This is a genomic window from Kordiimonas lipolytica (genome assembly GCF_042651265.1).
GTDB classification, from domain to species: domain Bacteria; phylum Pseudomonadota; class Alphaproteobacteria; order Sphingomonadales; family Kordiimonadaceae; genus Kordiimonas; species Kordiimonas lipolytica.
The window spans coordinates 372185-396281 of the sequence record NZ_JBHSCR010000005.1 but is presented as its reverse complement, the minus strand read 5'-3'; the positions used below and the strand labels follow the sequence as shown (position 1 = coordinate 396281).

Sequence of the window (24097 nt, the reverse complement as noted above, 5' to 3'; positions counted from 1 at the left end):
CAATCGAGAATTGCCTCCCCATATATGGCTGCAGGATTTTCGGGAGGGTGGACAAGGTGGAAACACTGGACGATTTTCTGCGCTACAACGCAGTTGGTATGTTTCTCTGGGTCGCAGTGGTGATGCACCGCGATTTCTGTGACCGGTTGGCAGGCCGCTTAGGCGGGATGAGCGCGCTCTGTTCGGCAGCTTATCTGCTGGCCTCCAAGCCCGGCTTGACCATTTTGGGAATAGACGCAGACCTGGTGCTGTTTCCTTTCGCGGTCATGGCACCCGCCATGGCGTGGCTCTTTGGCCTCTCCCAGTTTGATGACAAATTCAAGATCGGCTGGATGCACTGGGCAGTCTGCGCCGCAAAATTCATAACAGGCGGCGGTGTTTACTTCCGTTGGCGGGCTGGCGAACTGCCATTCGGCAATGGCATTGTCGGCTGGCTCGGTGGTGTGGTGATCATCGGCATCCTGATCCACCTGACCTACACAGCCTGGAAAGGGCGCACGGATGACCTGGTGGAAAGTCGTCGCAGTTTCCGCAGCATCTTTGTTGCCATCGTGATCATTATCTCCGGCGGGGTGATGGTGGCGGAAGTGTTCCTGATCGACAAGGGCATCACCAGCTACCTGCTTTTGTTGCAGTCTTCCGCATTCCTTGCAGTGGCTTTGTTCCTGAACTGGCGCTTGTCGGCCAGCGATAGCATGGACCTGTTTTTCCGTTCTCCATCCAACCCGGCGGCATCCAATAGCGTGCAGGATGATCGCTCAGTGCAGGCTGCCGACCAGCTTGATCTGGATATGATCATGCGGCTTGAGGCATCCGGCATATTGCTGGAGCAGGGGCTGACCATCGCGCGCATGGCGGAAAAGGCAGGCATGCCTGAACACCGGCTGCGGCGCCTTATCAACCAGCATCTAGGGTACCGGAATTTTTCGGATTACCTCAATCACCACCGGATTGCGGCGGCGCAGGAGCGCCTGTCGTCTGTCGAGGACCGCAACCTGCCGGTGCTGACCATCGCGATGGATCTGGGCTACGGCTCGCTCGGGCCCTTCAACCGGGCGTTCAAGGAACGCACGGGCCAGACGCCCACTGAGTACCGCCGCGAGGTGCTGGCTTCCGCCTAGGTTGAAATGCCCTGAAAACGGGTTCGCCGAAATTTTGAAAAGCTTGCCGATTTCTTGAAATCTTCGCCAATTTCAAAATCGGCAAGCGCGATATGCCGATTGTTGTCCATATAAGCGCAAAGGCAACCGCAAGTCATATGCGGGCCGAAGCGATAGCAGGATTTGGCAAATGGACACCAGCACCTTCAGCACCATCGTGACCGAACTTGGCACCATCTGGGCCACGATATTTTCATGGGATTTCGGTCGCTACCTTGTGGGCGGCGGCGGGATATTCTTGCTGGTTTGGGTCCTTTTAGGCCGGCGGCTGCAGTCAAGAAAGATCAGGGCAAACACGCCGAAGCCGAAACAGATGTGGGCGGAATTCAAGGCGTCTGCCATTACGGCTGCGGTCTTTGGGCTGGTCGGTACAATATCGCACATGGGCGTGACGAGTGGGTTCCTGCAGCCCATCTACGGTGAGATCAGCGAGTATGGTTGGGCCTATTTCCTGTTTTCCCTTGTGGCGGTGATTGTGCTGCATGACGCCTATTTTTATTGGACGCACCGTTTGATGCATGTGCGCGCGGTGCTGAAGCGGGCGCATTATCTGCATCACCGGTCCCATAACCCGACGCCCTGGGCCGCCTACAGCTTCGACATGGTTGAAGCGGCGGTGCAGGCAGCATTTGTCCCCATTTTTCTATTCTTCTTCCCACTGCACGGCCTGGCGATGTTCCTTTTTCTGGCACATATGATCATCAGGAACGGGATGGGCCATTCTGGCTATGAGCTCTTCCCGCGTCGCTGGGCCGTGCATCCTATCTTCGGGTGGCTGACGCTTGTCACCCACCACGATATGCATCACGAGAACGGCAATTATAATTTTGGCCTCTATTTCAGCTGGTGGGACCGCCTTATGGGCACCGAGCACCCGGATTATCTGGCGCGCGTGACAGGTGACAAGGCGCGCAGTCGCCAACCGGCTGACGTTACGGAGGCAAAAGAAAATGCATAGCTCATACAAGAATGAATGTTCAGCTATGCGTTTATTGGGGGTGGTTTTAAAAGGACTCCCCCGCCATATGCACCTTCAGATAACCGAGCCCTGCGCGGGCTCCTTTGTTGGTGTCGCACAGAAGCGGCCGCTGGCCGCAGACATATCCTTCCCAAAGAACGCGAGGACAAAGAGATGAAAAATTTTGTAAAAGCCCTGGGCGCTGCAGCGCTGTTTACCGGCATGGCAACCACTGGCGCATCCGCCGCTGACGCAGACCTGGTAAAAGGTTTCTGGCTGACTGGCGACCAAGGCCAGGTTGTTGAGATCAAGGCTTGTGACGAAGGCTCCAGCCGCCTGTGTGGCGACGTGGTCTGGGCGCCTGCGGGCACGCCTGAAGAAACCCTGGTGCTGCTGGGCCTGCGCCCATCCCGTGCCAACCTTTCCAAGGGCCACTTCTGGAACAAGGGCAAAGTGATTGACCTTGCAAGTGGCAAGAAGCGTGGCGGCAGCATTGAGCTTCTCGAAGACGGTACGCTGAAAGTTGATTCCTGCAAGCGTAACCTCTGCAAAAGCCAAATCTGGGAGCGCCCAAGCGCTGAGATGGCTGAACTGCCAGAGCATATCCGTCTCGCCAGCCGCTAAGACAGGCGAACATGAATAAAAAGAGGGCGGACCCCGGCGGGTTCGCCCTTTTCTTTTGGCTGGTGCTTGGGGTGCCTATCGCCGCCTATTGCCGTACCGCGGTCAGCCCATATTTTTCCGCAAGCAGTTCTTGCACCGAATCCTGGCCCGCCAAGTGCGCGGCCCCCACGGCGATGAAGATTTTGCCTTCACCGTCCATCATGGTCTTGATCTGGTCGGCCCAATTGGCATTGCGGTTCAGGAGAAGCGCATCGGCCAGTGTTTCCTGGCCCACCATGGCAGCCTGCATCTTGTCGCCCAGGTTTTCCATGTCGCCCTCAAGCCAGAGCGTGACGATTTCGTCCAGCATGTCCGGGTCTTCCACGATCTGGCGCACGCTTTCCTCGAAGAAAAACAGCTCGTCCTTGAAGCTGAGGTTGCCGAAAACCTGCATTTGTTCGTCCAGCGTTTCCAGATAGGCCAGGGACTTTCCTTTTGCCTTGGCCTCTCGCCACAGAATGCTGTCCACGCCCGCATCTGGGGTGCCGCCGCGCGCCTGAATTGTCAGGGCCTGCAGGGAAATGCCTGCCATCCACGGGCGGTATGGTGCGAAATTATTCACCGCACTTGCGGGCATGCCAAGGCCTGTCAGTACGGTTTCGAAATTCTCAAACGCCTCGGGGCTCAGTTTCTCAATGAATGATGGGCCCGAAAGGTTGATGCCGTATGTTTGCACCAGCTTCATCTGGGTCGCGGGTGCAATGTCCACGGCCGGGGCTTCGGTCACCAGCGTATCAGCGGTATCAAGGGCTTTGCTGACCTTGTCCGACCGCCACTCAATCGCCGGGTTCATGATATGCACGGTGCCAAACAGCCAGATTTCACTGTCTTCGTCCGACAGCTTCCAAAGGGCTACGTCGGCGGCCTCAGCCCTGGCAGGGGCCGCGAGGGCAAAAATGCAAAACACCAGTAGTGGTGCGATATGGGCGCCAATGGTGCGCCGCAGGGTCAGTTCAAAAGTCATAAAAAAATATCCTCGGTTTTCTGTCGCACTCGGGCCGCGTTCGCGTGCCATTTGTGTCTTCAGTCTTATGACGTCGCCAAAGCTTACAAACCAGACCTAAAAAATTTAGGTCTGGTTATTCTAGCGGGCTTAGATGAACGGATGATGACCGCTTGGGGCGGCGTTATTTCTTGAGCTGGTCCCGAAGCGCACGGGCGCAGGCGGTCGCGATTTCCGATTGCAGGCGAACCTGGGCGATTGCTCCTTTTTCACCGGCCTCTGTCAGCCTGGCCAGGGATTCTTCAAGAAGCTGAAGTGTTGCCAGCACTTCCTCGTTTGAGGCGTCCGGCTGTTTTACTGGCGCGGGGTCTTCAGTGGTTTCTTGCCTGCCGTAGCGCGCTGCTTCTTGCTGCGGTGTCATGGGTGAAAGCGCATCAGATACCGCTTCGCGTACCATGGCGGCGGCGGTGCTGTTGATCATGTCCGCCAGCGGGTTGCGCTTCTGGGTGTCGGTCGCTGGCGCGTCCGGCGTGATGTCGCTGTCGGCCATGCGCTCTTTGGCTTGTATGTCAGCTTGGGGCTTCTCAATGCCAGATTGCAGCACACTGGGGCTGTCGGCAAAGGACGCAGGCTCAGGTGCCTGTTGCCGCTCAGCAGGCTTCGGGCTTTCATGCTCTTCGTCCAGGAAAAGTGGCTGATCGTATGTCAGCGTATCTGTGGCTTTGCCTTCGCTTGCGGGCCTGACAGGTGTCAGGATGCCTTCAAAGCCTTCAAATACGCCGCTTGACGGGTTGAAGACAGGGGCTGCCTCCAGCGTCCAGTGCTGGTGGCCGGTATCCAGTTGCGGCAAGCTGATGGGCGCATCATGGATGGTGCTGCGGCGCTGGAACGCGCGGCTCACCGGATGGTCCAGCTTGGTATTCAGGCCCAGCATGTCCAGCATGGCTGTGCCGACAAGCCGGCCCGCACCGCCGAAAATCCTGGCAGCAAACGGCGATACCAGGGTGATGAAGCCGTCGCGGTCGCTGCGCCAGGCCCAACCGCCCGGGCCGGGGTCGCGCAGGAAGCGTGGCTTGGCCTCTGCTGCAAGCCGTGGTTCTGCGTGGGCGACCGTTTCCGTAAGCATGGCTGCTTCCGGTGTGTGCGCAGTTGTTGGCGTAGCGGCTGTATCTGTCAGCTGGTGTCGCCCGCTGTCTGCTCCGCTATCGCTGGTGCCGACCATCTTGGTCTCTGGCATGGCCGGGCGCTCGTTCATGCGTTCGGCGATCAGGTCTTCATCGGTCCGCAGGATCCTGAGGCTCGCGGCCTTTTTCTCAAGCGTGTCGATAGCGCCGCCGAAGCCTTCAGGGCGCAGCCGGGTGACCGTTGCCGCAAAGCCCTGGCTGTCGCCAGTGCTGCCCGCGGTCATAACGGTCGTGCCGCCGCCACCGACTGCCACGCGGCGCGGTTCCATTTCTTCAAGATGCTGCTCTTCGTGCTGGGCGGCCACATCTGCTTCAGTGCGGGTGTTGTCTTGCGTTTCTTCCGTCTGTGGCTGTGTGCCGAGATCGTCGCGCCACAGCGCGAGGGTTGAGCGTCCTTCAAACGGTGGCGCCGCAGGTGCCGCGCGGGCAAGCGCGATCCACACATTAGCGGAAAGATCAGTGCGGGTGGCCAAAATCTGGTGATGCTCGCGCCCGGTCTGGGTGATGAGCTCGATAATATCGTCTTCATCGAAGGGCGCGTTTTTAAGTAGGTCTTCCATCAGCGAAGCGCGGTCGCGCACCAGGCGGTGCACAAGGTCCATCGGCGGCTTCGCCTGGCCTGCAAGAATTTCGGAAACGGTACGGCGGCTGTCGGGATCAACATGCGGGATCAGGGCTTCGACCACGTCCAGAAGCTGGGCGCGGGTGGGCTCTTTCACAGGCGCCTTGCCCGTGAGGAACATGTCTACCAGAGAACGGAAGAGCGTTGTGCGGTCCTCGCCGTCGCGTTCGCGCGCGTAGGCCACCAACTCCCTGATCCGACTGTCCAGTGCATTCATGTCGAATGCCGACACTTTGCCCACAACTTAACCCACTTCAACTGTCACATGCCCGCGTAGGGCGATGTGTCTTGGCCGTCCCGACCTGAGATATTTATCGTTTTCAAGTGGGGTGAAAATAGCTCCCGAATCACCCTGGCCCCTATAGTACCCAAAAAGAATCATGATGCTAGTGATGATTAACATTAGAAATATAATTGTTTGAATTTGGAACTTTATTTTAAAAACGGGCTTGGGTAGTATGCTCGCCATACCCGAGGGGGATGTTTCGGGGGAAAATTCAAGGAGTATAAGTATGGGGCGTGTCAAACTTGATGCGGTCGACCGCAAAATCCTGTCGTGCCTTCAGGCTGAAGGCCGAATTACCAATGTGGAGCTTGCGGAACGTGTGGGGATTACGGCCCCGCCTTGCCTGCGTCGCGTGCGCGCACTTGAGGAAGAAGGCTTCATCCGTGGCTATCATGCAGACCTCAATCAGGAAGCGCTTGGCTACGGCCTGACCGTTTTTGCCATGGTTGGATTGCACAGCCAAGCTGAAGCAGACCTTCAGAAATTCGAAGAACAGTGCAAGGGATGGCCGATGGTGCGTGAATGTTTCATGCTCAATGGCGAGATCGATTTCATTCTGAAAATCGTGGCCCATGACCTGGCTGGCTTCCAGCATTTCCTGACCAGCGAGCTGACGCCGGCGCCAAATGTGGCCAGCGTGAAAACTTCGCTGACGATCAGGACATCCAAGCACACGCCAGGCGTGCCGCTTCCGGAAGTCTCGTAAGCCGGGACTGTTCTGGCAGAAGCAAATAAAAAAGCCCGCTTTATCGAGCGGGCTTTTTGTTTGTCTGGTTAGGGTCGGGAGGCTTACTTGAACTCCACCTTGGCAATTTCATAGTAGCGCTCGCCGCCCGGCGTTTTCACTTCAACTTCCTGCTCAACGCGGCGGCCGATCAGCGCACGGGCGATCGGGCTCTGGTAGGAAATCTTGCCGGCTTTCACGTCGCCTTCATCGGCGCCCACAATCTGATACACGACTTCCTCGTCGTCCTCGTCCAGCAGGGTGACTGTTGCGCCAAACACGACCTTGTCACCGGAAAGTGTGGTCGGGTCGATCACCTGGGCGCGGCTCAACTTGCCTTCAAGCTCCATGATGCGGCCTTCGATATGGCCCTGGCGCTCTTTGGCTGCGTGATATTCAGCGTTTTCCGAAAGGTCGCCGTGGGCGCGCGCTTCTTCAATAGCCGCCACAACTGAGGGGCGCTCAACGCTTTTCAAATTCTTCAGCTCAGCAGCAAGGCGATCATAGCCATCCTGCAGCATGGGCACTTTTTCGTTCATGTGTCCCGTCCGTTGTTATTTTCATCGATGGGCCAGTTACCTGCTGGCCATATACAAAACAGGAGCGCCGACCCGTGGGGGCCGGCGCACTTATTTCCATTTAGTCATAAACTTGCAAAAAATCAAGCCAGATCGGCTGTCAGCTTCAGGGACGGGGCCCTAGGCTGCGAAATCCTGCAGGCGTTTGACATCAAGCATGCTGTCCTTCAGGGCTTTCAGTGCCTGCACCGACGCGGCGGCCGCTGCCATGGTTGTGAAATATGGCAGTTTCATCAGCAGCGCCGTGTTCCGAAGCTCATAGCTGTCCTTGATGGCCTGCTTGCCTTCGGTGGTGTTGAACATCAGCTGCACTTCGCCGTTCTTCATGATGTCCAGAACGTGCGGGCGCTGGCCTTCTGTCACCTTGAATACGCGCTTCACTTCAAGTCCGTTGGTCTTGAGGTAATCTGCCGTGCCGCCTGTGGCGATCACGTCATAGCCCATGTCCAGAAGGTCCCGCACCAGCGGCACCAGTGCATATTTGTCGCTGTCTTTCACGCTGACAAACACCTGGCCCTTTTCCGGCAGCTTCACGCCCGCTGCCAGCTGGGACTTGTAGAAGGCCATCGGGAAGTTGTCGGCAATGCCCATCACTTCACCGGTGGATTTCATCTCAGGCCCCAGGAGCACGTCAACGCCAGGGAAGCGCGCCCACGGGATCACCACTTCCTTCACCGCCACATGCTCTGTGATCGGGTCCTTCAGCTCAAAGTCGGTCAGCTTGGCACCAGCCATTACCTGCGCGGCGATGGCGGCAACCGGATAGCCCACTGCCTTGGCAACGAACGGCACTGTGCGGCTGGCGCGCGGGTTTACCTCGATCAGGTACACGTCGCCGTCCTTGACCGCGAACTGCACGTTCATCAGGCCCACGACATTCAGTGCCTTCGCAAGGGCGCGTGCCTGACGCTTCACTTCATTCACGATGCCCACAGGCAGGCTGTAAGGCGGCAACGAGCAGGCGCTGTCGCCAGAGTGGATGCCTGCTTCCTCGATGTGCTCCATGATGCCGGCAATATGGATGTTTTCGCCGTCAGAAAGGGCGTCCACATCAACCTCAATCGCGTCCTTGAGGAAGCCGTCGATCAGCACGGGGCTGTCGCCGGATACCTTTACGGCTTCGTTGATGTATCGGTCCAGGCCTTCCTGGTCATGGACGATTTCCATTGCGCGGCCGCCCAGCACATAGCTTGGGCGGATCAGCACAGGATAGCCAACCTTGTTGGCAACCTTGATGGCTTCTTCGTGGCTGCGTGCCAGGCCGTTGCTTGGCTGCTTCAGGCCCAGTTTTTCAACCAGTTCCTGGAAGCGTTCGCGGTCTTCCGCCAGGTCGATGGCGTCCGGGCTGGTGCCCAGGATCGAGATACCTGCGGCTTCAAGCGCGTGCGCAAGCTTCAGTGGCGTCTGGCCGCCGAACTGTACGATCACACCCTTCACGGTGCCACTTTCCTGTTCCTTGCGGATGATCTCGATCACGTCTTCGGCTGTGAGCGGTTCGAAATACAGGCGGTCAGAGGTGTCATAGTCTGTCGACACGGTCTCTGGGTTACAGTTGACCATGATGGTCTCATAGCCCGCGTCAGAGAGCGAGAAGCAGGCGTGACAGCAGCAGTAATCGAACTCGATGCCCTGGCCGATACGGTTCGGCCCGCCACCCAGGATCACGATCTTTTCGCGGTCTGTCGGGTTGGATTCACACTCAGGCTTTTCGCCCGCCGCGAAGGTTTCATAGGTTGAATACATGTAGGGCGTCTTGGCCTCAAACTCTGCCGCGCAGGTGTCGATGCGCTTGAAGCTTGGGCGCACGTCCATATCAAGCCGCGCTTTCATTACAGCCGCTTCCGGCACACCGGCGAGCTTGCCGATGCGGGCGTCAGAGAAGCCGTGCATCTTCAGCTTGCGAAGCTCACGCGGGTCGGCCGGCAGGCCGTTCTCGGTGATTTTCTTTTCCATGTCCACGAGCATCTTGAACTGGCGCAGGAACCAGGGCTCATAGTGGGTCACGCTGTGGATGTCTTCAAGGCTCATGCCTTCGCGGATGGCCTGAACAATGCGCAGGATACGGTCCGGGCGGGCGAAACCAAGGTCACGCTTGATGGCTTCGAAGTCACCCGAGCCGGGCTTGTAGCCGTCGAATTCAATCTCATCGAGGCCGATCAGCCCCGTTTCCATGGAGCGCATGGCTTTCTGCAGGCTTTCTGTGAAGTTACGGCCCACAGCCATCACTTCCCCCACAGACTTCATCGCGCTGGTGAGAAGCGCATTGGTGCCTGCAAATTTCTCGAACGTGAAGCGCGGCACCTTGGTGACCACATAGTCGATCGTTGGCTCGAACGACGCAGGGGTCACGCCCGTAATGTCGTTGTCGAGCTCATCCAGCGTGTAGCCCACAGCCAGTTTCGCGGCGATCTTGGCAATCGGGAAACCTGTGGCTTTGGACGCCAGCGCGGATGAGCGGCTCACCCTTGGGTTCATTTCAATCACGATCAGGCGGCCGTTTTCCGGATTCACGGCGAACTGCACGTTCGACCCGCCGGTTTCCACACCAATCTCGCGCAGTACCGCGAGGGAGGCATTCCGCATCACCTGATATTCTTTATCTGTCAGCGTCAGCGCAGGCGCGATGGTGATGCTGTCGCCGGTGTGGACGCCCATTGGGTCCACGTTTTCAATGGAACAGACAATGATGCAGTTGTCGGCTTTGTCGCGCACCACTTCCATTTCATATTCTTTCCAGCCGAGGATGCTTTCCTCAACCAGCACTTCGTTGGTGGGCGACGCGTCAAGGCCCGCGCGAACAATCTGTTCGAACTCTTCCTTGTTATAGGCGATGCCGCCACCGGTGCCGCCCATGGTGAAGCTTGGGCGGATGATCGCCGGCAGGCCGGTAATTTCATTCATCACCTCAAGGGCTTCTTCATAGCTATGGGCTGTCTTGCCCTTACAGACCTCAAGACCGATCTTTTCCATCGCGGCGTTGAAGCGGCGGCGGTCTTCCGCCTTGTCAATCGCGTCTTCTGTCGCACCAATCAGCTGCACGCCGTATTTTTCAAGCGTGCCGTCGCGCGACAGGGCAAGGGCGGTGTTGAGGCCTGTCTGGCCGCCCATGGTGGGCAGAACCGCGTCCGGGCGTTCTTTTTCAATGATCTTGGCGACAACCTCTGGCGTGATCGGCTCCACATAAGTGGCGTCGGCCAGCTCAGGGTCCGTCATGATGGTGGCCGGGTTACTGTTTACCAGGATCACCCGGTAACCTTCTTCCCGAAGCGCCTTACAGGCCTGGGTGCCCGAATAGTCAAACTCACACGCCTGCCCGATAATGATAGGGCCCGCGCCGATGATCAGAATGCTTTCGATGTCGGTTCTTTTTGGCATTTGGTCGGTCCCTTATATTTAGGCTGCGTTTTTGTGGTTCTGGATCATGTCCATGAATTGTTCGAACAGGTAGAAGCTGTCCTGCGGGCCGGGCGATGCTTCCGGGTGCTGCTGCACCGAGAAGATCGGCTTGTCCGTTGCCTCGATGCCGCACACTGTGCGGTCAAACAGACTGATGTGGCTGATTTTCACGTTTTCCGGCAGGCTGTCGCCGTCCACCGAGAAGCCGTGGTTCATGCTGGTGATTTCCACCTTGCCACTGCGAAGGTCCTGAACCGGGTGGTTCGCGCCCCGGTGGCCCTGGTGCATCTTGTATGTCTTGCCGCCGAACGCGAGCGCCAGCAACTGGTGGCCAAGGCAGATACCGAAGATCGGCAGGCCGGTCTCGATCAGCTTGGTGATAACGGGTAGGGCGTATTCGCCGGTCGCGGCCGGGTCGCCTGGGCCGTTTGAAAGGAAAATCCCGTCGGGCTTGAGCGCCATGATCTCATCAAAGCTTGCAGTGGCGGGCACCACGGTCACGCGCGCCCCGGTTGCCGCGAGGCAGCGCAGGATGTTGTCCTTCGCGCCATAATCCACAGCCACCACATGGGCCTTGGGGTCGGTCAGCTCGGCATAGCCGTCTGCGATGGTCCAACGGGCGCCGGTCCATTCCCGGTTTGCCGAACAAGTTACCTCTTTCGCCAGGTCCATGCCTTTAAGGCCGGGCCACTCTTGCGCTTTCTTCAGAAGGGCGGGGATATCGAACTTGCCGTCTTTATTATATGCGATCACACCGCTTGGCGCGCCGTTCGCGCGGATGTGGCGTGTCAGCTTCCGTGTGTCGATGCCGGAAATGCCCACCAGGCCCATCTCTGCGCACCAGTCATTCAGGTGCTTCATTGCGCGGAAGTTCGCTGGCTCTGTGATGTCGTCGCGGATCACCAGGCCGCGGGAGGCCGCCGTGTCGCGTTCCATGTCTTCTATATTGGTGCCCACATTGCCGACATGCGGGAATGTGAAGGTGATGATCTGGCCTGCGTAGGACGGGTCTGTCAGGATTTCCTGGTAGCCGGTCATGGATGTGTTGAAGCAGACTTCACCAACGGCTTCGCCGTCCCTTCCAAATCCATATCCCCAAAAAACAGTGCCGTCTGCCAGAACCAGTGCGGCGGTGATATCCTCAGCGGGTCGCTGGGTGGGGAGTGTGGAGTCGGTCATGGGGGCGGGTTCCTCCTGCCATTGGTTTCACACATGTTCCCTTGCGTATCAAGGGATTAGCCGGTAAAAGAGCGCGCTGTGCGCCCTGGTGGGCGGCGGCCAAATTGTCGGGACAATAAGCAAAAGGGTCCCTGGGGTCAAGTAAAGAATTTAAAAAAATATCTAATAAAATCAATGGGTTACGAAGCAAAACCAATTTGCCAGCTGGCAGGCAATGCGGTAATATGTGCGCTTCCGACTCGTAAAGTCAGGGTGGTTTTTATGTTGCGGGACGAACTTAATCAGTCAATGAAAGCGGCGATGCGCGCTAAAGAAACGCGCAAGCTCTCTACTGTGCGCCTTATTCTGGCTGCGATCAAAGAAAAAGATATCGAACTCCGGACAACGGATGGTGGCGACCGTGATGATGACGCCATGATCACCGATATCCTGTCGAAAATGGTCAAGCAGCGCCGGGATAGCATCAAGGCCTATGAAGAGGCTGGTCGGTGCGAATTGGCAGAGCGTGAGCGGGAAGAAATCGATATCATCGAAGAGTTCCTGCCAAAGCAGCTTTCCGACGACGAGATCAAAGCCGTTTGTGAAGGCGTGGTCTCAGAGCTTGGCGCGGAAGGCCTCAAGGACATCGGCCGCTGCATGGGTGCGCTGAAGGGCAAATATGCGGGCCAGATGGATTTCGCCAAGGCAAGCGTGACCATCAAGGGACTCCTGAGCTAAGGCTCTTTATATTCTGAAATTCAAGGAGAAGGGCGGCGCCGGTTTGGCAGCCGCCCTTTTCAGTTGACCGGGGGTGTCACACCCGGTGGGGTAAAAAGGTGCGGGCGGTGTATATCGGCGCGAGGTGGGAAGGGGGCTCTTCGCCATTTGTGCCGGCTAGATCTTGATCACCTGCATCGGGCGAATGCTGGGATAGCACTGCCGTCGCGCAGGCTCCTTTTTTGCCTCGGCCTCTCTTGCTGCGGCATGTCTGTTGCCGTGAAAGGCCATGTCGTCCATGGGCGCCAGAAGGGTCGCCAGCCGTGCGAAGAAGCTTTCCTTATGACTTTGTTTAGATTTGATTTTCTTAGGCATGTCGTGACTCCGTTTTCTTATTGTTGTTGATATTGTTGATTTTTGACAGTATTTCAATTTCGTAGTTTTAAGGCTATGACTTAGAAAATTTAAGGACCTTTGATGCGCTACAAATTGCAGTCATTGTCTGGCATTTTGGCGTTTGATGCGGCGGCGCGCCACGGCAGCCTCACGCTCGCGGCGAAAGAGCTGGGGCGCACCCAGTCTGCGGTCAGCCAACAGGTGAAAGGGCTTGAGGAGCAGCTCGGCTTCGCCCTTTTTGTGCGTCGGCCACGTGAGATTGAGCTGACATCGGCGGGGCGGTCGCTTGCCAAGGCGGTAAAGCAGGCACTTGAGGGCATTGATGATCGGGTCACCACGCTGATGCGCAGGCATGAGCCCAATGTGATCCGCCTGTCGGCCTATCATTCTTTCGCCATCCAGTGGCTGATCCCGCGCCTGCCGCGTTTCAGTCTGGCGCATCCGGAGATCGATATCAGGCTGAATGCGGACGACCATCAGGTCGATGTGGCGGCGGAAGGGTATGACCTGGCCATCCGCGGCGGCTGGCTTGGCAAACTGCCTTCGGGCGTCACGCCCATGCGGGTGGAAAAATATATGCCGGTATACGCACCGTGCCTTGCGGAAGGGCGCGAAATCACGGTTGATGACCTGACGGATTATCCGCTGATTGGCTATGAAGACCGCAGCTATTGGAACGACTGGCTCGAACATAACGGGGTAGAGCTGCGCGACCCGGACTATGGCAAAACCTATAGCCACTCAGGCTTGCTGGTTCAGGCGGCCATTGTTGGTGCCGGTATCGGCATGGCGCCACTCGCCACAGCCGCACAGGCGTTGATTGACGGCAGGCTGAAGTGCGTGCCGGGCAAGCCGTCCAGCAACGGCTTCTGTTTTCACGCGGTGACCGCACGGGAGCCGGTGTCGGAAAATGTCGCGCTGTTCGTTGATTGGCTGGAAAGCGAGATGGCGCAAATGGAAGTCGATTTACAGCAATATCTCGCATAATCGCCGATGGCGGTTTCCGGATCGATTTCCCTCTGTTCTCTGCCGGTCTGTTGCGTTAGAAGGGGTGTCTTCCGGTATTTACTTTTTAGTGGGTGGTTATGGCGCTTAGTCCGCAGTTTCTGGATGAGCTGAAGCACAGGTTTACCCTGTCCGACGTGGTCGGGCGGCAGGTGAAGCTCGTGCGCCATGGGCGCGAACATCAGGGCCTGTGCCCGTTCCATAATGAAAAGACACCCTCCTTCACCGTGAATGACCAGAAGGGCTTCTATCACTGCTTCGGCTGTGGGGCGCATGGCAGCGTGATTGACTTTGTCATGGGCACCCAGGGCATGGAATTCATGGAGGCGGTGGAAGTCCTGGCAGGCGAAGCAGGCATGGAAATGCCGCGCCAGACGCCCCAGCAAATCGAACGCGACAAGAAGCGCGGCACGCTCAGTGAAGCCATGGAGACCGTGGCCAAATGGTACGCAGCTCAGTTGAAGGGCCAGATTGGCCGCGCGGCCTATGACTATATAAAGGGCCGGGGGCTGACGGACGAAACGCTGGAGCGCTTCGGCATGGGATACGCGCCCGCCGCCCGCACCGCGCTGAAGGACGCGATGATTGCGCGCGGCATTGGCGAAGACCAGCTGATCGAGACCGGCATGTTGATCAAGCCCGAAGGCGGCGGCGCATCCTATGACCGCTTCCGTGACCGGCTGATGTTCCCGATCACTGACCGGCAGGGCCGGGTGATCGCCTTTGGCGGCAGGGCGCTATCGAAAGATGCCAAGGCCAAATACCTGAACAGCCCGGAAACCACGCTCTTCCACAAGGGCGCGACGCTTTATAACTGGGCCAATGCTCGCGCCGCCAGCTATGACGCCGGGCAGGTGATGGTGGTTGAAGGCTATATGGATGTGATTGCACTGGCGCAGTACGGCATTGATTATGCTGTGGCGCCCTTGGGCACCGCGCTGACGGAAGAACAGATTTCGCACCTGTGGCAGATGGCGGATGAGCCAATCCTCAGTTTCGATGGCGACAACGCGGGCCTGCGCGCCGCAAGCCGGGCGGTCGAACGCTCGCTGCCCATGCTCAAGCCTGGAAAGTCGCTCCGCTTCATTATCATGCCGGAAGGTGACGATCCGGATAGCCTCGTGCAGCGCGAAGGCAAGCGCGCGATCGAGAAGCTGATCGACAGCGCCGACCCGCTTGTGAACGTGCTGTGGCGCAATTTGACAGAGGGCGTGGCGGTGGACACGCCAGAGCGCCGGGCTGGCTTGGAGAAAAAAATCTTCGGAACGCTTTCCGAAATTGAAGATGAAAACGTCAAGAAGCTATACCAGACCGAATTCCGGAACCGGATATGGGAACTGTTCCGCCCCGCGAAAAAGCAGGGCGGTGGTCGCGCTCCGGCCCGACAGGGCGGTAACCAGCGGTTCCAGAAAAAGAATGCGGGCGGAATGCAGCCGTGGCAGCAGGGCGGTGGCTTGAAGCACACGTCCTTCGCGCAAGGTGACAAGGCGCGGCCTGTGACAGACAGAATGGAGAAGACCATCATCTTGACGCTGGTGCATCACCCGGAAATTCTGATCAAGCATGAAGAGCTGGTCGCAAATCTGGAGTTCGGCACAACGGGGCTTGACGATCTCAGGTGTGCGTTATTAGAGAAGGCCGCTGCTGGCGAGACCCTTGACCATGAGGCGGTGATTGCCCATCTGGAAGACAGGCCGGAAATGGTAACGCTTGAGAAGCTGCTTTCGGAACGCGCGCTGAGGGATGAATGGTTTGCCTGGCCTGAGGCGGCGCTTTCGGATGCGCTAACCGGATTCGAGCATATTGTCTCGCGATTCCAGCATATTACGGCGGCAAAAGCGGCCTATGAGCAGGCCGAGGCGGAATTTGCGGCCGACATGACGGAAGAAAACAGGGGCAGATTTATCGCGGCGCAGGAGGCTTTCCGGGCGCTCGAGGAAAAAGAAGCGGACAAAGAAGGATACCGGCTCGAATCAGGCAGGTTTTCTTTCAATTAATATGGTATAGACTGCGATTCGCGCAGTTCTGGAGAAAAAATACATGGCAACTAAGGCGAATCAGGAAGACGAAAAGGCAACGGGCTCCGACGAAGGCAATGAGCGTTCGATCGGCGATGCCACGGAGGCCGCCGTCAAAAAGATGATCGCAAAGGCGAAGGAGCGGGGCTACATCTCATATGATGAGCTGAACGCTGCTTTGCCGACCGAAGAAATGTCATCCGAGAAAATCGAAGACATCATGACCATGCTGTCTGAGATGGGTATCAACGTGACCGATGGTGACGACCCGGACGAAGCTGAGGGCGACGAAAAAGAGGCCGAAGAGACCGAACAGGAAGAGTTCAAGACCACGGACAAGAAGGAAGCGAGCGATCGCACTGACGACCCTGTGCGCATGTATCTGCGCGAGATGGGGTCTGTTGAGCTTCTGTCGCGTGAGGGCGAGATCGCCATCGCGAAACGGATCGAAGCCGGCCGGGCCACCATGATCGAAGGTCTGTGCATGAGCCCGCTGACGTTCCGCGCCATCATCGAATGGGCAGAGCGGTTAGAGAACGAAGAGATGCTGCTTCGCGACATCATCGACCTTGAAGCCACGCTGGGTAAGGAACCAGACAGCGCCGACCTTGAAGACGAGGACGGCGGCGACGTGATGAAAGAGGGCGGTGAGGAAAAGGCTGAAAAGGCCGAGAAGGCCGCCGACGCCAAGGAGGATGACGACGAGCCTTCCGATGGCAACAATGATAGTGAAGGCAATGATGACGACGAGGATGACGAGGACGAGGAAGCGGCTATGTCGCTTTCCGCTATGGAAGCGCACCTCAAGCCGGAAACTATTGAAAAATTCCGCCTGATTACATCGACTTACAAGAAGTACGCCAAGCTGCAGGACGCCCGTCTGGCGGCTGCCGTTCAAAGCGAAACGCTTTCCACGGCCCAGGAGCGTCGATTCAAGAAACTGCGCGAGGACCTGATTGAGCTGGTGAGCTCGGTACGGTTCAACAATATGCGTATCGAAGAGCTGGTGGACGAACTTTACGGCCTGAACAAGCGCCTGATGAGCCTTAGTGGTCGCCTTCTCCGGTTGGCGGAAAGCCACAAGGTTTCCCGCACAGCTTTCCTTGATGAGTATCAGGGCAATGAGCTTGAGGACGGCTGGTCTGACCGCGTGGCCAAGCTGAAAGGCAAGGGCTGGGCTGCGTTCGTTGAGAACGAAGGCTCTGCCATCAACAATATCCGCGATCAGGTAAGTGACGTTGTTGGCCGCACGGGCCTGCATGTGGACGAATTCCGCCGCATTGTTCGCACGGTACAGAAAGGCGAGAAGGAAGCTCGGATCGCCAAGAAAGAAATGGTGGAGGCCAACCTCCGTCTGGTGATCTCGATTGCCAAGAAATACACCAACCGCGGCCTGCAGTTCCTTGACTTGATTCAGGAAGGTAACATTGGCCTGATGAAGGCGGTGGACAAGTTCGAATACCGCCGCGGTTACAAATTCTCGACCTACGCTACATGGTGGATCAGGCAGGCTATCACCCGCTCGATCGCCGACCAGGCGCGCACCATCCGTATTCCGGTGCATATGATCGAGACAATCAACAAGCTGGTGCGTACAGGCCGCCAGATGCTGCACGAAATTGGTCGCGAGGCTACGCCGGAAGAGCTGGCAGAACGTCTATCCATGCCGCTTGAGAAGGTGCGTAAGGTGATGAAGATCGCCAAGGAGCCAATCTCCCTTGAAACGCCGATTGGCGACGAGGAAGACAGCCACTTGGGCGACTTTATCGAAGACAAGAACGCGATCCTGCCTGTGGATGCGGCGATCCAGTCGAACCTGCGTGAGACTACGACCCGCGTCCTGGCGTCCCTGACGCCGCGGGAAGAGCGCGTGCTTCGGATGCGTTTCGGTATCGGCATGAACACCGACCATACTTTGGAAGAAGTTGGTCAGCAGTTCTCGGTAACGCGGGAACGTATCCGTCAGATCGAGGCGAAGGCGCTCAGGAAACTGAAGCACCCAAGCCGGTCCCGCCAGCTCAGAAGCTTCCTCGACACCTAAGAGGCTGGCTTCGTGATAGGAAAACCCAAATTCTGGAAAGGCAGCCGCACGTGGCTGCCTTTTCTGTTTCTTTGCATAGTCAGCCTGGTGCCCGCTGCGGCCTCTGATCCCACGGGCGTTGAAGACATTCCAGCGGCATCCACAAAGTTGAAGCAGGATGATCAGGGGCGTGTGCTGGTGGACGTAGAAGTGCGCGGGGAAGGGCCCTATCCCTTCCTGTTGGACACGGCCGCCAGCCGCACGGTGATGTATCGTACGCTGGTGAGCGTTCTGGGGCTTGAGGCTGTGCCGTTCAAGTCCCGCCGGGTGATGACTGCGACAGGTGCGCGGGAGATGCAGCTTTACCGCATTGGCGAGTTGAAGGCGCTAGGCAAAAGCCTGCAAGTGAAAGAAACAGTGGCCATGCCGGACCCTTCGGTTGAGGGCATATCCGGGATATTGGGGATTGATATCCTTCGGGGTCATGTTCTGATGCTGGACCGCACGGGTGTGCGGCTGGATGACGATCGCAATGTCAAGCGCGAACCGGGCTGGCTGGACCTGAAGGCGCGGGCAGTGGGCTATGGCTCGCTTGCTGTGACGGTGGTCATCAATGGTGTTGAAATCCACGCGCTTGTTGATACCGGTTCCGGTGCCACAGTGTTGAATGGCCCGGCGTTTGAAGCGCTTCAGGAAATCATCCCGGACGGTATGACAGACGATCAGGCCAGCGTTTCGGCCTCCGGGCGCGCGATGGCGGCGCATGTTATCAAGGTGCCTGGCATGACCATCGGCGATTGGGCATTGGGGGAACAACGGCTGGTGTCCGCTCACCTGCCGATTTTTTCAACCTTCGGGGCCTCGCACGCGCCTGCGATGATCCTTGGAATGGATGTGCTTTTGCAGGCGGACACTGTGGCGATGGATTTCAAGCGCTGGCGCATGATGGTTCGCACGCGTGGAACAGGCCTTGCAGCGCGATGACCGACAAACGGCAACACCATCAGGCCCGGATTTCCCAAGCCCAGCAACAAGGGAAAAGCAAGGCCATTGAAGCGGCATTCGCTGCGGCTCTCAAGGATATGCCCGAAGACCCGGTGCTGCTGGCGCAATGGGCCGAATATCAGTTCGGCCTTGGAGAGAAAAAGTCCGCGCGACGGGCCCTTCTTCACGCATACAGTCTGGTGCCAGAAGGCCAGCATCACCTGAAAATGGGGCTGTGCGACAAGATGTTCTGCCTGGAGCTTCAGACAGATGCTTTCAAACTTCTGCCGCCTATTGCCCCACAAGAACGTGCTGTCGAAACCTTGGTGCGGATCAAGATACTGCGGCACCACCAGGACGATATTGGCGTTCGCAAGGCGTGCCAGCATCTGATTGCCCATGCCACATTGCCCCACGAGCGTTGGAGCCAAATTTCAGCACTCCTACTTGCGAGCGGCCATCCCGGAGCGGCGATAGAAGCCTTCAGGAAAAGTATCCGTGATAGCGGCGCGACCCCTGCGGAACTCAACCGCTTGGTAGCCCTTCATATTGAGAATGATGACCTTGAAAGCGCCTGGGAAGTGCTGGAAGAGATGCCAGAGGAGGCGCGGCAAGCGCCATCGATGCTTTCTGCATTGGCCCAGTGCCAGCGCAAGCGTGGGAATAAAGACGAAGCAATAGAAGCCTATAGACGCCTGCTGGACCATGCGCCGGCCAACACGGCGGTTTGGAGCGGCCTTGCTGACCTATCCGAAAAGGCCGACCTTCCAGGGTTGGTTGCTCGGTGCCAAACGGTTCTGAAGGACGAAAAAATCCCGGACGCAGAAGCCATGTTGCTTTGGTATTCGTTGGCGAGGATGCAGGATCGTTTGAAGCTGACCTCGGATGCTTTTCAGAGCTATCACAGGGCGAATGATATGATGCATGCCTATTATGTATCGGAAAATCGCGCCTATGACACAATAAAGGTGGAGCAGACACGCGAGCGCCTGATGGAATGGTTCCGGGCAGAGATGTTTGGCCCGCAGCAGCGGGATCAGGGGCGGGATCAGCCGATTTTTGTGGTTGGGATGCCACGGTCTGGCACCACGCTTCTGGAGCGTATTCTGGCATCTTTGCCCAATGTCAAGCCGGGCGGCGAAAGCAAGGCATTGGCCCGTATCGCGTCAGACCACCATCAGGAAGCCCTACGAGGGGCTGCGCCGTTGCCGCAGGATATTGACCCCCAGCAATGGCAAACGTTTGCCGACGACTATTGGGCGAATACACGGGTTCATGGCCGGTTCGTCACAGACAAATTACCGCAGAATTACCGTAATCTGGGGTGGGGCATGAAGATGTTCCCATGTGCGCCGATCATCTATCTGAAGCGTGATCCGCGCGATATCGGCTGGTCGCTTTACAAGCGCGCTTTCCGGTCTGCATTTGCCTACACGGTGCAGCAGGAGTTCATTGCTCACGCGATCAAGCAATGCGAGGCCTATATGGCCCACTGGCGACGCGTTGCGCCTGGCCGTATTCTGACGGTGCAATATGAAGAGCTGGTGCAAAATCCGGAAGAGGTGACCCGCGAGATTGCCGATTTCTGTGGCGTTGAGTGGACACCAGCTTGCCTGTCACCTGAAAAGCTTGACGTTCCAACGTTTACCCTTAGTGAACAGCAGGTGCGTGAACCCATCAATGCCAAAGGGCTGGGCCGCTGGAAAGACTATGAAGAGTTTCTTCAGCCGATGATCCGGGCCCTTGAAGGCTATGGGCTGGTGACATAAAAACGGCCGCATCAGCGTGCGGCCGTCCTTGATGAATTTGTCTGCCTTAATGAATTTGTCTGGCAGAGATCTAGCGGAACAGCGACAGGATCGCAGCCGGCGCCTGGTTCGAAATCGACAGCGCCTGAATGCCCAAAGCTTCCTTCACGCGGTTGGCCTCAAAGGCGGCACTGGTCTTGCCCAGGTCGGCGTCCACAAGGTTGCCGATACCCACTTCAGTGGCGTTACTGAGCGCTTCGGTGAAGTCCTTGGTTTCCTGCAGTTGGCTTGCGCCCGCCCCAAGCTGTGACAGCGAGCTTGAGAGATTGTTGATCGAATCCTCAATGGCTGTAACAGCAGCCTGCGCGTCCGCGACAGAGCCAATGCCTTGGCTTGCCCCAAGCGTGACGTTCGGCCCGCCCAGCGACAGGTCCTGCGCGTCAATCTGGATGGCGCCCTGGCCATCAGCGCCCGTGACCGCGACGATATTGTCGCCACCTGCCTTGACCGCGTTCGTGCCGTTGAATTCGGCATTGTCGACGATAGAAGTGATCTGGTCGCGAAGCTGCGTGAATTCCTCATTCAGCGCCTGCCGGCTGACATCATCAAGGCCCGGATCGGACGCCGTTACGGCCTTTTCCTTCAGCTCAAGCAGAAGGTTGGACACGCCGTCACCTGCCGCCAGCGCCACATCGGTCGTGGAGATCGCCCGGTCAAGGGACCCCTTGACGCTATTGAGGCCCGCGACATCGCTTTTCAGGAGTTGCGCGATCGACAGGATCGCCGCGTTATCTTTCGCACTGTTGACTTTCTTGCCAGTGGAAATTTCATTTTGCGTTTGAGCCTGGAGCGAATTCGTACGCTGCAGGTTACGCACGCCCAGCAAACTGCTGGCGTTCGTATTGATCGAGTTTACCATTTTCAGCACCCATAGGTTAACCGGCGGACCCCTCCGCCAGCGGTATTCTACCTGCGGCTATTATGGCACAAACCGCGCGACATATGAAGAAATGCTTAAAATTGAGCACAAACGCCGCCCCGGCAGGCATCGCCGACCGGGGCTTTTGCGTTAATCCTTATGGGTGATGAAGGCGGCGATGGCCTTCTTGAGCGCAAGCACATCCATCTTGTCTGACACGGCGACAGGCGTGTGGATCGAAAGGAGCGGCACCCCGAAATCGATGGTGTCGATATTCAGCTTCGCCAGTTCCTTGCCCAGGGTTCCGCCACCGGCGCGACCTACCTTGTAGGTGGTGGTCTGCCAGGCGACATTCGCTTCATCAAGCGCATTGCGGGTCCAGGCGATAAACTCGCTGTTGGCGTCAAACCCGCGACCATAAAGCTTGATGTTTACGCCATACCCAAGGCGGGGTGCGTTAGAAAGCTCCCAGGCGCCGGGGCTCATGGGGTTCACGCCCGGATTGACATCGATCGACAGCGCTTTTGATGCCCGAAGCGTGCGGGTGAAAAGCGGCTGGCGGTAAGTGTCGCCAAGTTCGGCATAGACAAGCTCGCTCACCAGATCTGGCAGATAGGTGGAAGACGCGCCGGAGACATTCACATTGCCGCTTTCTTCATTGTCGGCGAACTGGATGATGGTGGTGTGTGGCAGCCTTGAAGCGTCAAAGGCCGCCATCATGCTGGCATAGGCTGCGAGCCGGTCGTCCTGGCCGTAAGCCGCAATCAGGCGCCGGTCCAGCCCCATGTCCCGCGGCCTCATGGCCGGCACCAGCGACAGCTCGGCCGACACCAGATCGGCGGCCTCTATGTCGTAGGTTTCCTTCAGATACTGGAACACCCATGTTCTGGCGCTGAATTTGCCGTCCTCCCCATGCGGGCCGTGGGCCACGATGGGGTCAAGCTCTTCATGGGCCACCACGTCGCGGGCGCTTTTCTTCATCTGGTCGCGCGCCGTGTGGGGCGAAAGATCCGGGATCATCAGGATCGGGTCATCAGCCTTCAGGCCAACAGAAATTTCAACGGTTTTGCCGGCCTTGGTGTCCACCCGGCCGACAAGCGCCAGCGGGGTGTTGGTCCACTGGTAGGTCTTGATGCCGCCGTGATAGTTGGTCTGGAACAGGGCGAAGCCCTGGCCTTCGTCCACCGGGCGGCCCTTCAGCTCAAGCCGCGGGCTGTCGATGTGGCTGGCCACAATGCGCACGCCGTCTGCAATCGGGGCCTTGCCGCCGATGATCAGCGCCATGGCACGGTCTCTGTTTACATGGAAATATTTGTCGCCGGCTTCAACGCGTGTGCCTGGGGTCCATTCCTTGAAGCCCTGGCGGGCTGCCTCTTCGCGGACTGCAGCCACCGTCAGCAGTTCTGTGCGGGCGCGGTCCAGGAAGGCTTTGTAAGTTTCGCCAAAGGCGCTGGCTTGTTCCTTGTCGTCCTTTGAGGCCGCTTTCCATGCGCTTTCGCATGTGCCCTGCGGGCAGGGCTTGTCGTTTGCCTGCGCAGTCGTGGTGGGTATCAGGTGGCTGCCCAGAAGAAGGCTCAGGGCAAGGGCGGTCTTAACGGTGCGCGGGGCGTGCGGCAGTGACGACATTCTTATTCCTCCGATCGTGTTTCAGTCTTTGCCTGAGAAATTAGAATGACGACGCGCGCATTGCAAATCATCCGCGCCATAATTATATCAAATAAAAATAAAGTTTAGCGAGGGGTACAACAAATGACCTTATGGACCATGATCGTCGCCGTTGTCGCGGTGGTAATGATTTCTGTCATCATCATGCAGTGGATCGCCACAAAAGAGAAAATCGCCAAGGCGCACGCAAAAGCAGCCGACGGCCAGTCGGACGGGCGTATCGCCAGCCTTGAAAAACGCGTCGCGGTGCTCGAGCGCCTGGCGACCGACAAGGGCCAGCAGCTCAAAGATGAAATAGACGCGCTTTAGGGCAGATAGCACGGGGAGGATCACATCATGGATGACGCAGCACCAGTATTGATCATTTTTGGCGCCTTTATATTCGCGGGCACCATGCGCTGGATGAAATATAAGGCGGAAGCCTTGAAGCACAGTGCGGCAAACGGCGATTTGCGGCGTGAGATGGACGATATGCGTGAGCGCATCAAGGTGCTGGAGCGCATTGTCACAGACAAACGCTCACGCCTTGAAGCAGAGATCGACGCCCTTTAACGAAACACGTCATTTTTTCACTACCCAATGTGGCAAGAGTTTGCTACCTACCACTCCGTGGTTGGGGCCTGTAGCTCAGTTGGTTAGAGCCGGCCGCTCATAACGGCTTGGTCGGGGGTTCGAGTCCCTCCGGGCCCACCACTTTCCTTTATAGGCATTCTCAGAAAAACTGGGAAAATTCTCAGAAATATCTGGAAATGGACCGGACAGAGTTCACGAGAACTCGTCCGGTCTTTTCTGTTTAGCGGACCCGCGCAGCTATAGTGTTTTGGGGCTGCTTATCGCCAAAAGCGGTCAAATATGATTTTGTGCTAAGGTACAACCTGTCCTGGCGTGCAGTGACTGATTTTCTATCTATCTTGGAATGTCAGCATGTTGTCAGCTTGCATCGTATATAAATG

20 protein-coding genes and 1 tRNA gene are annotated in these 24097 nt (G+C 57.6%); 13 read left to right on the top strand and 8 right to left on the bottom strand.

What is annotated here, in order from left to right; translation table 11 throughout:
- The first annotated feature begins 56 nt into the window (after window positions 1-56).
- From ACFO5Q_RS09505 to ACFO5Q_RS09495, 3 genes are all read left to right on the top strand, one after another.
- On the top strand, window positions 57-1121 hold the full coding sequence (locus ACFO5Q_RS09505; protein ID WP_156432046.1) for a helix-turn-helix domain-containing protein: 1065 nt from the start codon (window positions 57-59) through the stop codon (window positions 1119-1121).
- Between the two features lie 169 nt (window positions 1122-1290).
- A complete protein-coding gene (locus tag ACFO5Q_RS09500; RefSeq protein WP_068151607.1) occupies window positions 1291-2118 on the top strand; it encodes a sterol desaturase family protein in 828 nt (275 codons plus the stop codon).
- Window positions 2119-2292: 174 nt separating this feature from the next.
- Window positions 2293-2742, top strand: coding sequence for a DUF2147 domain-containing protein (locus tag ACFO5Q_RS09495; RefSeq protein WP_068151610.1), 450 nt, complete (start codon window positions 2293-2295; stop codon window positions 2740-2742).
- An 85-nt stretch (window positions 2743-2827) separates the two neighbouring features.
- Here the strand turns inward: ACFO5Q_RS09495 and ACFO5Q_RS09490 are convergent, their stop codons facing one another.
- Both ACFO5Q_RS09490 and ACFO5Q_RS09485 read right to left on the bottom strand, forming a co-directional pair.
- Window positions 2828-3745: a TraB/GumN family protein gene (locus ACFO5Q_RS09490; RefSeq protein WP_197421263.1), complete on the bottom strand. Its 918-nt coding sequence runs from the start codon at window positions 3743-3745 to the stop codon at window positions 2828-2830.
- 163 nt (window positions 3746-3908) lie between these two features.
- Complete coding sequence (locus ACFO5Q_RS09485; RefSeq protein WP_068151615.1) at window positions 3909-5771, bottom strand: hypothetical protein; 1863 nt, start codon at window positions 5769-5771, stop codon at window positions 3909-3911.
- Between the two features lie 271 nt (window positions 5772-6042).
- Here ACFO5Q_RS09485 and ACFO5Q_RS09480 point away from each other — a divergent pair, with 271 nt between their 5' ends.
- Entirely contained in the window at window positions 6043-6522 is a 480-nt protein-coding gene (locus ACFO5Q_RS09480) for an Lrp/AsnC family transcriptional regulator (RefSeq protein WP_068151618.1), read from the top strand.
- 83 nt (window positions 6523-6605) lie between these two features.
- Here the strand turns inward: ACFO5Q_RS09480 and greA are convergent, their stop codons facing one another.
- From greA to carA, 3 genes are all read right to left on the bottom strand, one after another.
- Window positions 6606-7079: a transcription elongation factor GreA gene (greA, locus tag ACFO5Q_RS09475; RefSeq protein WP_068151621.1), complete on the bottom strand. Its 474-nt coding sequence runs from the start codon at window positions 7077-7079 to the stop codon at window positions 6606-6608.
- 159 nt (window positions 7080-7238) lie between these two features.
- Window positions 7239-10493, bottom strand: a complete 3255-nt coding sequence (gene carB, locus ACFO5Q_RS09470; protein ID WP_068151623.1) for a carbamoyl-phosphate synthase large subunit — start codon at window positions 10491-10493, stop codon at window positions 7239-7241.
- 18 nt (window positions 10494-10511) lie between these two features.
- The gene (gene carA, locus ACFO5Q_RS09465) at window positions 10512-11693 is read right to left on the bottom strand and encodes a glutamine-hydrolyzing carbamoyl-phosphate synthase small subunit (protein WP_068151624.1); all 1182 of its coding nucleotides are present in this window, start codon (window positions 11691-11693) and stop codon (window positions 10512-10514) included.
- Between the two features lie 261 nt (window positions 11694-11954).
- Between carA and ACFO5Q_RS09460 the strand changes: the two genes are divergently transcribed.
- A complete protein-coding gene (locus ACFO5Q_RS09460) occupies window positions 11955-12410 on the top strand; it encodes a GatB/YqeY domain-containing protein (protein ID WP_068151632.1) in 456 nt (151 codons plus the stop codon).
- 156 nt (window positions 12411-12566) lie between these two features.
- Here ACFO5Q_RS09460 and ACFO5Q_RS09455 read toward each other — a convergent pair whose 3' ends face one another.
- Complete coding sequence (locus ACFO5Q_RS09455; RefSeq protein ID WP_068151633.1) at window positions 12567-12764, bottom strand: hypothetical protein; 198 nt, start codon at window positions 12762-12764, stop codon at window positions 12567-12569.
- Window positions 12765-12866: 102 nt separating this feature from the next.
- Between ACFO5Q_RS09455 and ACFO5Q_RS09450 the strand changes: the two genes are divergently transcribed.
- From ACFO5Q_RS09450 to ACFO5Q_RS09430, 5 genes are all read left to right on the top strand, one after another.
- Window positions 12867-13772, top strand: coding sequence for a LysR substrate-binding domain-containing protein (locus ACFO5Q_RS09450; RefSeq protein ID WP_068151634.1), 906 nt, complete (start codon window positions 12867-12869; stop codon window positions 13770-13772).
- Window positions 13773-13870: 98 nt separating this feature from the next.
- Window positions 13871-15787 carry a DNA primase gene (gene dnaG, locus ACFO5Q_RS09445; protein WP_068151642.1) on the top strand — a complete coding sequence of 639 codons (1917 nt, stop codon included), beginning with the start codon at window positions 13871-13873 and terminating at the stop codon, window positions 15785-15787.
- Between the two features lie 43 nt (window positions 15788-15830).
- The gene (gene rpoD / locus ACFO5Q_RS09440) at window positions 15831-17849 is read left to right on the top strand and encodes an RNA polymerase sigma factor RpoD (protein WP_068151645.1); all 2019 of its coding nucleotides are present in this window, start codon (window positions 15831-15833) and stop codon (window positions 17847-17849) included.
- 12 nt (window positions 17850-17861) lie between these two features.
- Window positions 17862-18812, top strand: a complete 951-nt coding sequence (locus ACFO5Q_RS09435) for a retroviral-like aspartic protease family protein (protein ID WP_068151647.1) — start codon at window positions 17862-17864, stop codon at window positions 18810-18812.
- Window positions 18809-20581 (top strand): tetratricopeptide repeat-containing sulfotransferase family protein, encoded by a 1773-nt coding sequence (locus ACFO5Q_RS09430; RefSeq protein ID WP_068151650.1) that lies wholly within the window; start codon window positions 18809-18811, stop codon window positions 20579-20581. Before ACFO5Q_RS09435 ends, ACFO5Q_RS09430 begins: the two co-directional genes overlap by 4 nt.
- A 70-nt stretch (window positions 20582-20651) precedes the next feature.
- Here the strand turns inward: ACFO5Q_RS09430 and ACFO5Q_RS09425 are convergent, their stop codons facing one another.
- Together ACFO5Q_RS09425 and ACFO5Q_RS09420 are read right to left on the bottom strand one after the other, a co-directional pair.
- A complete protein-coding gene (locus ACFO5Q_RS09425; RefSeq protein WP_068151657.1) occupies window positions 20652-21479 on the bottom strand; it encodes a flagellin in 828 nt (275 codons plus the stop codon).
- A gap of 150 nt (window positions 21480-21629) precedes the next feature.
- On the bottom strand, window positions 21630-23105 hold the full coding sequence (locus tag ACFO5Q_RS09420) for a zinc-binding metallopeptidase family protein (RefSeq protein ID WP_082720046.1): 1476 nt from the start codon (window positions 23103-23105) through the stop codon (window positions 21630-21632).
- Between the two features lie 123 nt (window positions 23106-23228).
- Between ACFO5Q_RS09420 and ACFO5Q_RS09415 the strand changes: the two genes are divergently transcribed.
- The 3 genes from ACFO5Q_RS09415 to ACFO5Q_RS09405 all read left to right on the top strand — a co-directional run bounded on the left by ACFO5Q_RS09415 (window position 23229) and on the right by ACFO5Q_RS09405 (window position 23837).
- Window positions 23229-23453, top strand: coding sequence for a hypothetical protein (locus ACFO5Q_RS09415; protein WP_068151663.1), 225 nt, complete (start codon window positions 23229-23231; stop codon window positions 23451-23453).
- Window positions 23454-23480: 27 nt separating this feature from the next.
- Entirely contained in the window at window positions 23481-23696 is a 216-nt protein-coding gene (locus ACFO5Q_RS09410; protein WP_068151666.1) for a hypothetical protein, read from the top strand.
- Window positions 23697-23760: 64 nt separating this feature from the next.
- Window positions 23761-23837 (top strand) — tRNA-Ile (locus tag ACFO5Q_RS09405).
- The last annotated feature ends 260 nt before the right edge of the window (window positions 23838-24097 follow it).